Source organism: Janthinobacterium sp. C22, assembly GCF_057919405.1.
This window is the reverse complement of record NZ_CP193659.1, coordinates 1,570,876-1,584,770: the sequence shown is the minus strand read 5'-3', so window position 1 is coordinate 1,584,770 and position 13,895 is coordinate 1,570,876. Positions and strand designations below refer to the sequence as shown.

Sequence of the window (13,895 nt, the reverse complement as noted above, 5' to 3'; positions counted from 1 at the left end):
GTACCCTGCATGGTACTTATGACCACCACCGCCATCCACCTGCTGCTGCTCACCGACCTGGTCGCCGACCTGCCCGTGGCCGTGCGCCTGCAGCGCCTCGTGGGCAGCCTGCGCGCGCACTTCGGCTGCGAGGCCGTGGCCTTGCTCAAGCTCGATGGCGAGCACCTGCGCCCCGTGGCGATGGCCGGCCTGGCCAGCGACGCGCTGGGACGCCGCTTCGCCGTCGCCGGCCATCCGCGCCTGGCCGCCATCCTGCAGCGGCGCGGCGTGCTGTGCTTCCATCACGACAGTTCCCTGCCCGATCCCTACGACGGCCTGATCGCCGAGCGGGCCGGCGAACCGCTGCCCGTGCACGACTGCATGGGCATGGCGCTGGACCTGGAAGGCGAACGCTGGGGCGTGATCACGCTCGACGCGCTGCGGGTGGGCACCTTCGATACGCAGGCGCAGCGCGACCTGGGCGAGCTGGCCTGCGCCATCGAGGCGGCCGTGCGCGTCACGCGCCTGGAGACGGAAATCCGCGCCCTGCGCCTGTCGGGCGGCGCCATGCTGGCCGATGCGCAGGCCCCGCGCGAGGAACACGATTTCGTCGGCCAGAGCAGCGCCATCACGCATTTGCTGCACGAATTGCAGGTGGTCGCCGATTCCGAACTGCCCGTGCTGCTGCTGGGCGAGACGGGCGTCGGCAAGGAATTGTGCGCGCACCGCCTGCACCGGCTGTCGCGCCGCGCCGGCAAGCCATTGATCCACGTCAATTGCGCGGCCTTGCCGGAATCGCTGGCCGAGAGCGAATTGTTCGGCCATGTGCGCGGCGCGTTTTCCGGCGCCGTCAGCGACCGGCCCGGGCGCTTCGAGGCGGCCGAAGGGGGCACCCTGTTTCTCGATGAAGTAGGAGAGCTGCCGCTGTCGATACAGGCCAAGCTGCTGCGCACCTTGCAAAATGGCGAAATCCAGCGCCTGGGCGCAGACCGGCCGCGCCGGGTCAACGTGCGCGTGATCGCCGCCACCAACCGCAGCCTGCGCGAGCATGTGCGCGACGGCTCGTTCCGGGCCGACCTGTACCACCGTTTATCCGTGTATCCCGTGCCGATTCCGCCGCTGCGCGAGCGGGGCAACGACGTGCTGCTGCTGGCCGGCGGTTTCCTGGAGCTGAACCGCGCGCGCCTGGGCTTGCGCAGCCTGCGCCTGTCGGCCGCGGCGGAAAACGCCCTGTGCCATTACCGCTGGCCGGGCAACGTGCGCGAACTGGAACATGTGATCAGCCGGGCCGCGCTGAAAGCCGTGATCCGCGGCGCGGACCGCAAGGACATCGTGACCCTGGAAACGGATATGCTCGACCTCGATGCGCTGGAAGCGCCGGCCAGTGCGGACGCGCTGCCGCCGGCGCCGGCCGCGTGCGGCACGCCGGCGGCGCCGCTGCTATCGATGCATCAGATCGTCGAAGCGAGCCAGCGCCAGGCCATCCGGCAAGCGCTGGCGTTGCATCAGGATAACTGGGCCGCCGCGGCGCGCCAGTTGGGGCTGGACGCCAGCAATCTGCACAAGCTGGCGCGCCGGGTCGGACTGAAAGCCTGAGCCGAACGCAAACTCAAACTCAGCGGTGGGTCACCAGGGTGGTCGGCAGGCTGTGCAGGTAGGCGGCCAGGTCCTTGATGTCCTGGTTGCTCAGCGGTTTCACCTGGCCCGTCATGATGGCGTTGTTGCGGCCGTTGGCCTTGTCGCCCCGTTTATACGCCGTCAAGGCGTGTTCCAGATAATCCCTGTGCTGGCCCGCCAGTTTCGGGTAGGACGGGTCGATGGGCGAACCGTAATCCTTGCCGTGGCAGGTGGCGCAGCTGTATTTTTCGGCCAGGGCCTTGCCCGTGTTGATATTACCGGCGGCGCTGGCGGAAAACGAGACGGTGGCGCAAACGAGGGCGGCGAGTAGTGTTTTCATCATCTGGCTGGTCCTCAGTTCGGCTTGGCTTGTTGCGCATAGTACGCGGCGACATCGGCGATATCCTGGTCCGACAGGCTGCTGGCGATGCCCTTCATGCTGGGGTGCTTGCGGTCGCCCTTCTTGTAGGCTTGCAGCGCATTCTCGATATATTTTGCCGGCTGGCCGCCGATCATCGGCACCTGGAACACTTCGGGGAAGGTCGCCTTGTAACCGGGGATGCCGTGGCAGCCGATACACATTTCCACCTTGGCAGGGGCTGCCTTGGCGTTTCCTACAATGTCAGCCGCTGTGACGGCATTTGCTATGCCGGCAAGCACGAGAAGTGCAAATATTTTTTTCATAGTGGCAATGTGAACAAAGGTAATCGGAGAAACGCCAGAGCTGGTTTTTATTGATTTTATGTGTTGACAATTAAGGTTGACAATTAATCTGCTGCTTGCCGATTCTAGCCAAGATATTCTTGCAAGTCCACCTATAAAACCCGCATTGTAGGCAGGCAGGCACAGGCCGTCCGCGTGGCAGCGCGCCACAGTTCTGTTTATACTCACCATTTCCCTACTTTGGCAGACCGCTCATGCAAGCACAGCACCCCCAGCAAGGCCAACGCTTCGAAGGTTCCGACAGCTATGTCGCCACCGCCGACCTGAAACTGGCCGTGAATGCGGCGCTGACCCTGCAACGCCCGCTGCTGATCAAGGGCGAGCCGGGCACGGGCAAGACCATGCTGGCCGAGGAAGTGGCCGCCGCGCTGAACATGCCGCTGATGCAATGGCATATCAAATCGACCACCAAGGCGCAGCAGGGCCTGTACGAATACGACGCCGTGTCGCGCCTGCGCGATTCGCAGCTGGGCGACGAGCGCGTGCGCGACATCCAGAACTACATCGTCAAGGGCGTGCTGTGGCAGGCATTCACGGCGCCCGAACCGGTGGTGCTCCTGATCGATGAAATCGACAAGGCCGACATCGAATTCCCGAACGACCTGCTGCGCGAACTGGACCGCATGGAATTCTATGTCTACGAAACGCGTGAAATGGTCACGGCGCGCCACCGCCCGCTCGTCATCATCACCTCGAACAACGAGAAGGAATTGCCGGACGCCTTCCTGCGCCGCTGCTTCTTCCATTACATCAAATTCCCCGACAAGGACACGATGGAGCAGATCGTCGCCGTCCACTACCCGCAGCTGAAACAGGAATTGCTGGCGCAGGCGCTGCAAACCTTCTATGAGGTGCGCGACGTGCCGGGCCTGAAGAAAAAGCCGTCGACGTCGGAATTCCTCGACTGGCTCAAGCTCCTGCTGGCCGAGGATATCCCCGTTGACGCGCTGCGCAGCAAGGACAACAAGGCCGTCGTGCCGCCGCTGCACGGCGCGCTGCTGAAAAACGAGCAGGACGTGCACCTGTTCGAGCGCCTGATGTTCATGTCGCGCACCAACCGCTAAGGAGCGCCGGTGAACGATATCAGCCCGGACATGGTCTTCGTCCCCCTGGAACTGCACGGCATCCGCCTCGAGGCACTGGCGCCGCACCACGCGCCCGGCCTGCGCGCGGCGGCCATGGATGGCGAACTGTGGAATCTGCGCGTCACCTCCGTGCCCGAGCCGGACCAGGTGGACCAGTACATTTTCAAGGGCATCGAGATGCGCCCTTCGCGCTTCGCCTTTGCCGTCATCGACGCGGCCAGCGGCGAGGTGCTCGGCACCACCAGCTACCACGACGTGGTGCCGGCCATCGGCCGCCTGGAAATCGGCTACACATGGTACGCGAAGCGCTGCCAGCGCAGCCACGTCAACACCACCTGCAAATTGCTGCTGCTGGCGCACGCCTTCGACACGCTCGGCTGCGCGCTGGTGGGTCTGCGCACCGATAATTTCAACCACGCCTCGCAGGCGGCCATCGAGCGCCTGGGCGCGAAAAAGGATGGCGTGCTGCGCCACCATGCGCTGCGCCGCGACGGCACCGTGCGCGACACGGTCATGTACAGCATCACGCGCGGCGAGTGGCCGGAAATTGCCGCCCATTTGCGCTACAAGCTGGCGCAGCGCCCCATCGCCGCACTGCCCCGCGCGGGAGACGCAGGGACAGAGGAAGCGCCATGCTGATCGATTTCTTCTTCACGCTCAAGGATGCGAAGATTCCCGTCTCGATCAAGGAATTTCTGACGCTTCTGGAGGCGCTGCAAAAGAACGTCATCGACGCCTCGATGGACGATTTCTACTATCTGGCGCGTTTGACCCTGGTCAAGGATGAGGCCCATTTCGACAAGTTCGACCGCGCCTTTGCCCAGTACTTCAAGGGCGTCAACGCGGCTTTCGACACGAACGCGGCGATTCCCCTCGACTGGCTGCTGAAACGCATGCAGCGCGAGCTGTCCGAAGAGCAGAAGGCGCAACTGGAGAAATTCGGCTACGACAAGCTGATGGACCGCCTGAACGAGCTGCTGAAGGAGCAGAAGGAGCGCCACGAGGGCGGCAGCAAGTGGATTGGCACGGGCGGCACCTCGCCGTTCGGCAATGGCGGCACGAACCCGGAAGGCATCCGCATCGGCGGCAAGGGCGGCAACCGCACGGCCGTGAAGGTGTGGGAAGCGCGCAGCTACAAGGATTACGACGGCGAGCGCGAACTCGGCACGCGCAACATCAAGGTGGCGCTGCGCCGACTGCGCAAGTTCGCGCGCGAAGGCGCGGAAGATGAGCTGGCGCTCGACGCCACCATCGCCGCCACGGCCAACAACGCGGGCTACCTCGACATCAAAATGCGGCCCGAGCGCAAGAACCGCATCAAGGTGCTGATGCTGTTTGACGTGGGCGGCAGCATGGACGACCATATCGAGCGCACCGAGGAACTGTTCTCGGCGGCGAAGACGGAATTCAAGAACATGGAGTTCTTTTACTTCCATAACTGCGTCTACGACTATCTGTGGAAGAACAACCGGCGCCGCAACGCCGAGCGTTTCCCCACCTGGGACGTGCTGCGCAAATACCCGCCCGACACCAAGCTGATTTTCGTCGGCGACGCCACCATGAGCCCCTACGAAATCCTGCAGCCGGGCGGCAGCGTCGAATACAACAACGAGGAAGCGGGATCGGCGTGGCTGGCGCGCTTTACCCAGGCGTTCCCGAAATTCATCTGGCTCAATCCCGAGTCGGAGGGATTGTGGCAGTACCGCCAGTCGATCGGCGTGATGCGGCAGTTGATGAACAACCGCATGTTCCCCCTGTCGATCGACGGGCTGGAACGGGGCATGCGTCTGCTCAGTAAATAAAAGCACGCAACAAAAAGTCCATGGCGGCAGGAGGCCGCCATGCCGTACACTGCGACACGGCACTACCGTGCGGAGCATCTCCGCCGCGGGCGGGTAGCATACGCCGATACCAGCCCTGCCCTACCCTGCTGCATCCCGTGCGCGGCCGCCATGACCGCGACACTGTTCGATTGCGCACATCGTGCGCGCCTTCTGCTCCGGTAGAATCGGCGCATCGCTCTGCGCAAACCATGCACCACCGCTGCACCACGACCTTGCCGCGCCAGCCCCCGTGCTGCCGGCCGGTGCCAGCGCCATTTTCAAAGGAATGAGCATGCAAAGTCTGATCTCGATCGCCGCCGACCTGTCCTGGCCGTTCGCCATTACCCTGGCCTGGATAGTGGGCGAATTCGGCCACCGCTGGACGGGCCTGCCGCGCATCAGTTTTTACGGCGTGATCGGTTTCGTCCTCGCGCAGACGCAGGTAGGCATCCTGCCGCAGACGGACGCCGGCCCCATGCTGGTGCTGGCCGACGTGGCCTTCGGCCTGATCCTGTTCGAGGTGGGCTACCGCATCAACCTGCGCTGGCTGAAGAACAATCCGTGGATCGCCGTCACTGGCCTGGTCGAATCCCTGCTGACCTTTGCCGTCGTCTACTTCATCGGCATCGAATTCGGCAGCACCTCGATGACGGCACTGCTGCTCGCATCGCTGGCCATGTCCACCTCGCCGGCCACCATCATGCGCGTCATCAACGAGGAACGCAGCTCGGGCCAGGTCACGGAACGCATCGTCCACCTCACCGCCCTCAATTGCGTGCTGGCCGTCTTCACGTTCAACATCATCGTCGGCTTCTGGATGTTCCAGAGTTCCACCGACCTGATCGAGGCGAGCAGCAGCAGCGCCGCCGTGCTGGCCGCCTCCGTGGCCGCCGGCACCGTCTTCGGCATCGTCGTGCCGGCCATGCTGCGCCGCCTGGGCAACATGGCGCAGGACGCCACCGTGGCGTTCGCGCTGTCGGTGATGCTGCTCGTCGCCCTGACCTACACCACCAGCCTGTCGCCGCTGCTGGCCACCCTCACCTTCGGCCTGGTGGCACGCCACCGCAGGGTCGCCTTCAGCCAGGCGCAGCGCAATTTCGGCGCGCTGGGCGAGCTGCTGACGGTGCTGCTGTTCGTGTATGCCGCCTCGACCCTGGAATGGGCCAGCGTGACGGCCGGCGCGGGCCTGGCTCTGGCCGTCGTCGGCGGACGCTTGCTGACGAAGGTCGCCGGCGTGGCCGCGTTTTCGCATGTCAGCGGCATTTCCTGGCGCAAGGGCGTGCTGACGGGCGTGGCCCTGACACCCGTCTCCGTCTTCATCATCCTGCTGCTCGAACACGCGCGCCAGCACGGCGTGAACTTCGGCGACGAATTGAACGCCCTGGCCGCCATCACCCTGGGCCTGGAACTGGTCGGCCCCGTGCTGGTGCAGCGCGTGCTGATGCTGGCCAAAGAAACCCATGAAATCAAGGAGCGCTAAATGCCGCTGGAACCCTTTGGCCAATCGGCCGCGCTGACCTTCGGCGTCGAACTCGAACTGCAACTGGTGAACCTGTCGGACTATGACTTGACGGCCGCCAGCCCCGACCTGCTGCATCTGCTGAATAAAAAGCCGTTCCCCGGCAACGTCACGCCGGAAATCACCGAGAGCATGATCGAGATTAACTCGAGCGTGCACACGCATCACGGCCCCCTGCTGGAGCAGCTGCAGGAAATCCGCGACACCTTGATCACGGCCGGCGACAAGCTCAATATCGGCATCGCGGGCGGCGGCACGCACCCGTTCCAGCAATGGTCGTCGCAAAAGATCTTTTCCAAGCCCCGCTTCCAGGAGATTTCGGAACTGTACGGCTACCTGGCCAAGCAGTTCACCATCTTCGGCCAGCACGTGCACATCGGCTGCGCCTCGGGCGACGACGCCATGTTCCTGCTGCATTCGCTGAACCGCTACATCCCCCACTTCATCGCCCTGTCGGCTTCCTCGCCCTATGTGCAGGGCCGCGATACCCTGTTCGATTCGGCCCGTTTGAATTCCGTGTTCGCGTTTCCCATGAGCGGGCGCGCGCCGTTCACCCTCAGCTGGGACCAGTTCTCCAACGAGTATTTCGCCAAGATGGAGAACACGGGCATCATCAAGAGCATGAAGGATTTTTACTGGGATATCCGTCCCAAGCCGGAATTCGGCACCATCGAACTGCGCGTGTGCGACACGCCGCTGACGGTGGAGCGGGCCGCCGCGCTGGCAGCCTACCTGCAGGCGCTGTGCCGCTACCTGCTCGAGCGCCGCGAAACCCCGCCGGTGGAAGACGATTACCTCGTATATAACTACAACCGCTTCCAGGCCTGCCGCTTCGGCCTCGATGGCGCCATCACGCATCCGAAAACCTACGAAACGATGTCGCTGCGCGAAGACATCATGACCACCCTGCGCAAGATGGAGCCGCACGCCGAGGCGCTGGGCAGCACGCCGGCCCTGAAACACCTGTCGGACGTGGCCAAGCAGTGGAGTGACGCGCAATACCTGCGCAAGCAGCACAGCCTGCAGGGCAGCGCCGAGGGCATGGTCGATTCGGCCATCCGCTGCTTCCGTGGCGAGCCGATGAACTACTGACGTTGCTGCCTGGCAACGTAGGTCGGATTAGCGGCGGCACGCCGCGTAATCCGAGAACATTGTTAGCGCTATTGGTGGCGTCGGATTACGGTCCTTCAGACCTAATCCGACCTACCGTTCGTCAACCAAAAAACCACAGCGCGCCTCCCCGTCATTTACAGCCGCCGTCCCCGCTTGCTACAATGAGAATGATTCTTATTATTGTTTAAAAACGCAAGGGGAATGCGATGCCGCTGGCAAAGCCGCTACAACGCCAGGACATCGCGACACTGTACGCCGACCACCACGGCTGGCTGCAGGGCTGGCTGCGCAAAAAACTCGGCAGCACGGCCTGCGCGGCCGATGTGGCGCACGATACTTTCATGCGCCTGCTCGACCGCGAAGACGCCGTCGCCGCGCGCGAACCGCGCGCCTTTCTCGCCACCGTCGCCCAGCGCGTGCTGTTCAACCATTACCGCCGCCAGAAACTGGAACAGGCGTACCTCGACGTGCTGGCGCAGCTGCCGCCCCGGCATGCGCCCTCGCCCGAGGAACGCGCGCTGCTGCTGGCCACCGTGTTTGAACTGGACCGCATGCTCGACGGCCTGCCGCCTCCCGTCAAACGGGCATTTTTACTGCGCCAGCTCGACGAACTGCCGCAGGAAGACATCGCGCGCCAGCTCGGCATCTCGCTGGCCACGGTAAAACGCCATCTGCAGCGGGCCGGCAGCGCCACACAGGCGTGGCAGCAGCTGCAAATACAGCACGAGCATCTGCCGCCCGCGGCGCACGCGAGCCTGCTGCGCGCCTGCGTGCAGGCGAACGCGCCGCGCCGCCATGCCGTCAAGACGCTGGCCCTGCTGCTGGCCTGCGGCGCCTCGCTGTATGCATTCGAACGCCGCAGCCCGTGGCGCGGCTGGACGGCCGACTACCGCACGGGCATCAATCAGCGCCGCGTCGTGACCCTTGCCGACGGCACGCAGCTCACGCTCAATACCAACAGCGCCGTGAACATCGCCTACGACGGCGCACAGCGCCGCATCGACCTGCTGGCCGGCGAAATCTTCATCGCCACCGGCAAGGATGCGGCGCAGCGCCCGTTCTTCGTCGGCACGCCGCACGGCAGCCTGCAGGCGCTGGGCACGCGTTTCACCGTGCGCCTGCACGATGGCTATGCCAGCGCCGGCGTGCTCGAAGGGGTCGTCGCCATGCTGGCCGGCGATGGCAGCCAGCGCCTGCTGCTGCGCCCCGGCGAAGGCGCCCATTTCGACAGTGACGCTTATCACCGCCAGGCGCTGGCGCCATACGGCGGCGCGTGGCTCGACGGCATGCTGGTGGCGCGCGACATGCGCCTGGCCGATTTCCTCGCCGAGCTGTCGCGCTACAGCGAGCAGCCGCTGGCCTGCACGCCCGCCGTCGCCGGCTTGCGCGTGTCCGGCTCCTACCCGCTGGCCGACGTCGATGCCATCGTCGACGCCGTCTGCGCCAGCCTGCAACTGCGGCGCAATACCATCACGCGCTTCTGGGGCCGGCAAGTCGTCAGGATCGAACTGGCTGCCCACTAAAAAATATTTTCTGCAAAGTGAGCTGTTTCGCCGTGCTCGCGTGACCTGGAAGATAGGCAGTCTCCATCTTGCGCATCCACGAAAGGTTTCATTCCATGCACCACGCTTCGCGTTCCCTCCTCACCCGCACCGTCCTGGCCTGCGCCCTGTCGCAGATCGGCATGGCTCTCGCCCTGCCGGCACCAGCCCAGGCACAAAGCCGGCAAGTACGCAGCTACAGCATTCCGGCCGGCGCGCTGGGCGACGTGCTGACGCGCTTTGGCAGCGAGAGCGCCATTTTGTTGTCGTTCTCCAGCGATGCCACGCAAGGCTTGCGCAGCACCGGCCTGCAAGGCAGCTACAGCCTGCACGATGGTTTCCGCGTGCTGCTGGCCGGCAGCGGCCTGCAAGCCGTGCCGCAATCGAACGGCGGCTATCTGCTGCAGAAGATCCCCTCCGGCGCGGATACGCCCACGGCGGACAGCCGCGGCATGGCCGTCATGAGCGGCGTCACCGTGGTGGCGGCGGCCGAGCGCAGCGCCGTCACGGGCGGCACGGGCAGCTACACGGGCGGGCCAGCCAGCGGCGCCACGGGCCTTGCCCTGAGCCAGCGCGAAACGCCGCAGTCGCTGACCATCGTCACGCGCCAACAGATGGATGACCAGAACAGCAACGCCGTTTCCGACGTCATGAAGAACGTCAATGGCGTGAGCGTGCAAAACTACGACAGCGACCGCTGGAGCTTCCAGGCGCGCGGCTTTGCCGTCACCAATTTCCAGTACGACGGCGTATCGGCCATCTATGACGGCGTCTACGACTGGGGCACGACCAACAGCGACATGGCCATCTACGACCGCATCGAAGTGCTGAAGGGCGCGACGGGCCTGATGAGCGGCTCGGGCGACCCTTCGGCCACCGTCAACATGGTGCGCAAGCGCCCCACCGCCAGCTTCGAGGGTTCGGCGACCCTGGGCGCGGGATCGTGGGACAACTACCGCGGCGAAGCCGATGTCTCCGGCCCCCTGAACGACAGCCGCACGGTGCGCGGCCGCCTGGTGGGCGCCTACCAGGACAAGCACTCCTACCTTGACCGCTACACGCAGCAGAAATCCGTCGCCTACGGCATCATCGAGGCGGACCTGACACCCGTCACCCTGCTGACGGCCGGCTTCACGCACCAGGATTACAAGCCGCGCGGCTCCACCTGGACGGGCTTCCCCGTGCTGCTGGCCGACGGCTCGCGCACGGATTTTCCCACCGCGTGGAACCCGGCCACGGACTGGAGCCGCCGCGACATGCGGAACACCACGCTGTTCTCGTCGCTGGAACATACGTTCGCCAACGCGTGGAAACTGAAATTGAGCGCCAACCAGCTGCGCAGCAAGCATGACAGCGTGCTCGGTTCGGCCAGCGGCGGCAATCCCGATCCCATCACGGGCGAAGGCGCGTATTTCTTCATGGGCAAGTACAAGGGCGACCGCCGCCAGACCACCGTCAACGTCGACGCCAGCGGCCCGTTCACCGCCTTCGGCCGCCGTCATGAAGCGATGCTCGGCTACTCCCATTCCAGCGCGAAGCAGGACGGCCCCGTCTACGAATCGGTCTATCCACCCGTCGCAGGCAGCTATTTCGACTGGCGCGGCCAGTATGCGGAACCCGCATTTACCCGCCTGGGCAACGACAACGACAGCACACGCCAGAGCGGCCTGTATGGCGCCGTGCGCCTGCATCCAGTCGATGCGCTGTCCATCATCGTCGGTGCCCGCGTGAGCAGCTACAGGCAGGAGCAGGACCGCAGCTTCTTCGACCCCAAGACCGCGCGCATCACTTCGCGCATCGACGAAAGCAACGTCATCACCCCGTATGCGGGCGTCGTGTATGACCTCGACAAGACGTATTCCCTCTTCGGCAGCTATACCAGCATCTTCGCTCCGCAAAGCAACCGCGACGTGAACCGCAACTTCCTCGCCCCCGTGCGCGGCAAGGGTATCGAGGCAGGCGTGAAAGCCGAATACCTCGACGGCAAGGTCAATGCCAGCGCGTCCCTGTTCCAGATCCGCCAGAGCAACGTGGCCAGCTCCGTGGGTGAAGTCAACGGCGAGGAAGCGTATCGAGCCATCGACGGCGTCACCAGCCGCGGCGTGGAAATGGAAGTGACGGGCGAAGTGATGCAGGATGTGAAGCTGAGCGCCGGCTATACCTACACCCACGTGCGCGACGCGGATGGCAAGGACGTCTTTTCCACCATGCTGCAAACCACGCAGCCTGCCCATTTGGTGCGCGTGCAAGGCGCGTGGCGCCTGCCGGCCAGCCTGGACAAGCTGACCGTGGGCGGCGGCATCAACTGGCAAAGCAGCTACGACGGCAATATCTGGAATCCCGCCATCGAGGATTATTCACGCATCAAGCAGGGCGGCTACGCGCTGGTCAACCTGATGGCCCGCTACGAGATCAGCAAGAACGTCACGGCCAGCCTGAACGTGAACAACCTGCTGGACAAGAAGTACCTGACGGGCCTGGGCCTGTTCCAGACGGGCTTCTACGGCGAACCGCGCAACGTGATGTTCACCGTGCGCACGAAGTTTTAACCAGCAAGTTTTAACTCACTGCCGTACAGCGCCAGCGCCCAGACTGGCGGGCGCAGTTCCAGCGCCAGGGACAGGTAAGCGGAATCGAAGCGCGCCGCCAGCAGGTACACATTGGCGGCGCCCTTCGGCTCCCAATTTCCCGTAAAGCCCTTTTCGCCGGCGGCCACGCGCTTGCGGTCGAAGGGCACGGCGCTTTTCGCGAACTCCTCGTGCGTCTTTCTCCCCTGCGCGTACGGCGCCAGCCAAGCCAGCGCCTCGGCCAGGCGCCGCGCTTCCGGCGCGCCATACCAGTCGTCGCCATGCGCCTGCGCCATCAGGGCCGTCGTCAGCAACGGCTCCAGGCTGTAGGTGGTGTAGTGCAGGGCGTCACGCTGCTCAAAGTCGAAGGGCACGCCGCCGGCGCCGATATTGCGCGGCACGTGCGCCAGGAAGCGTTCCTTCGCCCGCGCGATCAGCAAGGCCTCGCCCGTGACATACGCGGCGGCCGTGCCGATCTTGATGCGGTGGCTGTGCCAGTTGTTGCGCGCCGTGGACGGGCCGCCCACCTTGACGGGATCGCTCAGATACCCTTGCGCCAGGGTGCGGCAAAACGCCTGCACCTGCTCGCGCTCGACGCCGCTCAAGCGCTCCTGTACCAGGTCAAAGCCCATCAGCAGGCTGGCCAGCTCCGTCTCGTCGACAGGGCTGAACGATGGCTGATAAGCGCCGCTCCAGGCCAGCAGCAGCTGGCGTGCCGCCTCGAAATGCGGCATTTCGCCCGACAAGCGCCAGGCCAGCGCCTGCAAGCGCGCCTGGCGCCAGTCTTCCTGCGCCTGCTGGCTGGTCTCGCGTCCGCCCTCTCCCTTCAGCAAGCCGCCCGTGCGCACTTGCGCCATCAGGTGCACGGGCCGCGCCGCGTCCTTGCGCGCCGCCTTGACCACCTGTTCCGCGATGGCCGGCGCCACCCGCGCCTTGAGCGTGCGGGCGCGCGCGGCGGACGTCAGCGCAAATGGCAACGCGCCCTCATGCGGGCGCGGCGCCGCGCGCAAGCCGGCCAGCGGTAGCGCCAGCAGGCCGGCCAGCACGCTGCGCCGGCGCATCAGGTGCGTGCTCAAAACCGCGTCTCCCGCGCCGCGCGCAAAAATTATCGAGGATGGGCGTGCAATCGAGCAGCTCGACGCCGCCCGCCGAATGGAATTCCGGGTGCCACTGCAAGCCCATGACGAAGCGGGCACGCTGGTAGCGGATGGCCTCGACGATGTTGTCCCCTTGCGAATACGCTTCCACGGTGACGTCGCGCCCCAGGTCCTTGACCGACTGGTGGTGGATGGAATTGACGAGCGCCTCGCCCGCCTTCGGAAACATGCCCGCCAGGGACGAGCCTTTCGGGAAGACGATGGTGTGGCGGTGGCGGTCATACAGGTCGTTGACGTGGGAAGTGGCGCCTGCCACGTCCGAGGCGATGTCCTGGTACAGTGTGCCGCCAAAGCCCACGTTGATCAGTTGGCAGCCGCGGCAAATGCCCAGCACGGGTTTGCCCGCGTCGACGAATTCGTGCAGCAGCTCCAGTTCGTACAGGTCGCGCGCGCGGTCGCCGTTCCATTCGGGGCGCGTGGCCGCCTCGGAATACGTCTGCGGCGAGACGTCGGCGCCGCCCTGCAGCACCAGGCCGTCCAGGTGGCGCGCATAGTGGCGCAGGGTGATGTTGCTCGGGTGCAACTGGCCGCTGGTATTGACCGTCGGGATCATGAACACCAGCACGTCGCGCGACATGACCCACTGGGCGATCGACTCTTCCAGGTATTGCAGGTTCTTGCTGCGCAGGCCAGTGGCGCCCGGCTCCGGGTGGAAAATGCGCGCCGAGATGCCGATGCGCAGGGTGCGCCGCATGAAGTCGCGGCTGGCCTTGTCGCGCATGGAACGGTAGCGCGACGAGATCACCCGCCAGGCCAGCGCCAGCGGCGTGT

The 13,895-nt window shown here is 65.0% G+C and carries 12 protein-coding genes and 1 pseudogene; 9 read left to right on the top strand and 4 right to left on the bottom strand.

All coding sequences use genetic code 11. From position 1 onward, the window contains the following. Positions 1-18: 18 nt before the first annotated feature. The gene (gene norR / locus ACRHIG_RS07285) at positions 19-1,575 is read left to right on the top strand and encodes a nitric oxide reductase transcriptional regulator NorR (protein ID WP_489629781.1); all 1,557 of its coding nucleotides are present in this window, start codon (positions 19-21) and stop codon (positions 1,573-1,575) included. A 19-nt stretch (positions 1,576-1,594) separates the two neighbouring features. On the opposite strand, the gene ACRHIG_RS07280 is transcribed toward norR, so the two are convergent. Further along, positions 1,595-1,936, bottom strand: coding sequence for a c-type cytochrome (locus ACRHIG_RS07280; RefSeq protein WP_099410807.1), 342 nt, complete (start codon positions 1,934-1,936; stop codon positions 1,595-1,597). A 14-nt stretch (positions 1,937-1,950) separates the two neighbouring features. Then, positions 1,951-2,280 (bottom strand): c-type cytochrome, encoded by a 330-nt coding sequence (locus ACRHIG_RS07275; RefSeq protein ID WP_046684254.1) that lies wholly within the window; start codon positions 2,278-2,280, stop codon positions 1,951-1,953. A gap of 233 nt (positions 2,281-2,513) precedes the next feature. On the opposite strand from ACRHIG_RS07275, the gene ACRHIG_RS07270 reads away from it, so the two are divergent. The 8 genes and pseudogenes from ACRHIG_RS07270 (at position 2,514) to ACRHIG_RS07235 (ending at position 11,949) form a co-directional block, all read left to right on the top strand. Further along, the gene (locus ACRHIG_RS07270; protein ID WP_489629780.1) at positions 2,514-3,383 is read left to right on the top strand and encodes an AAA family ATPase; all 870 of its coding nucleotides are present in this window, start codon (positions 2,514-2,516) and stop codon (positions 3,381-3,383) included. Positions 3,384-3,413: 30 nt separating this feature from the next. Then, complete coding sequence (locus ACRHIG_RS07265) at positions 3,414-4,043, top strand: GNAT family N-acetyltransferase (RefSeq protein ID WP_489630763.1); 630 nt, start codon at positions 3,414-3,416, stop codon at positions 4,041-4,043. After that, on the top strand, positions 4,037-5,206 hold the full coding sequence (locus ACRHIG_RS07260; protein WP_475416080.1) for a vWA domain-containing protein: 1,170 nt from the start codon (positions 4,037-4,039) through the stop codon (positions 5,204-5,206). Before ACRHIG_RS07265 ends, ACRHIG_RS07260 begins: the two co-directional genes overlap by 7 nt. Before the next feature lie 313 nt (positions 5,207-5,519). Then, on the top strand, positions 5,520-6,707 hold the full coding sequence (locus ACRHIG_RS07255) for a cation:proton antiporter (protein WP_489629779.1): 1,188 nt from the start codon (positions 5,520-5,522) through the stop codon (positions 6,705-6,707). Continuing rightward, entirely contained in the window at positions 6,708-7,838 is a 1,131-nt protein-coding gene (locus ACRHIG_RS07250) for a YbdK family carboxylate-amine ligase (protein WP_034780287.1), read from the top strand. Positions 7,839-8,065: 227 nt separating this feature from the next. Then, positions 8,066-8,548, top strand: a pseudogene (locus ACRHIG_RS07245) (sigma-70 family RNA polymerase sigma factor); the annotation flags it as partial. A gap of 81 nt (positions 8,549-8,629) precedes the next feature. Then, positions 8,630-9,382: a FecR family protein gene (locus tag ACRHIG_RS07240; RefSeq protein ID WP_489630762.1), complete on the top strand. Its 753-nt coding sequence runs from the start codon at positions 8,630-8,632 to the stop codon at positions 9,380-9,382. A gap of 95 nt (positions 9,383-9,477) precedes the next feature. After that, a complete protein-coding gene (locus ACRHIG_RS07235) occupies positions 9,478-11,949 on the top strand; it encodes a TonB-dependent siderophore receptor (RefSeq protein WP_489629778.1) in 2,472 nt (823 codons plus the stop codon). On the opposite strand, the gene ACRHIG_RS07230 is transcribed toward ACRHIG_RS07235, so the two are convergent. Both ACRHIG_RS07230 and ACRHIG_RS07225 read right to left on the bottom strand, forming a co-directional pair. After that, a complete protein-coding gene (locus ACRHIG_RS07230) occupies positions 11,946-13,043 on the bottom strand; it encodes an alginate lyase family protein (protein WP_489629777.1) in 1,098 nt (365 codons plus the stop codon). The two genes, ACRHIG_RS07235 and ACRHIG_RS07230, sit on opposite strands and share 4 nt — an antisense overlap. Next, positions 12,952-13,845, bottom strand: coding sequence for a gamma-glutamyl-gamma-aminobutyrate hydrolase family protein (locus ACRHIG_RS07225; RefSeq protein WP_489629776.1), 894 nt, complete (start codon positions 13,843-13,845; stop codon positions 12,952-12,954). Before ACRHIG_RS07225 ends, ACRHIG_RS07230 begins: the two co-directional genes overlap by 92 nt. Positions 13,846-13,895: the final 50 nt, after the last annotated feature.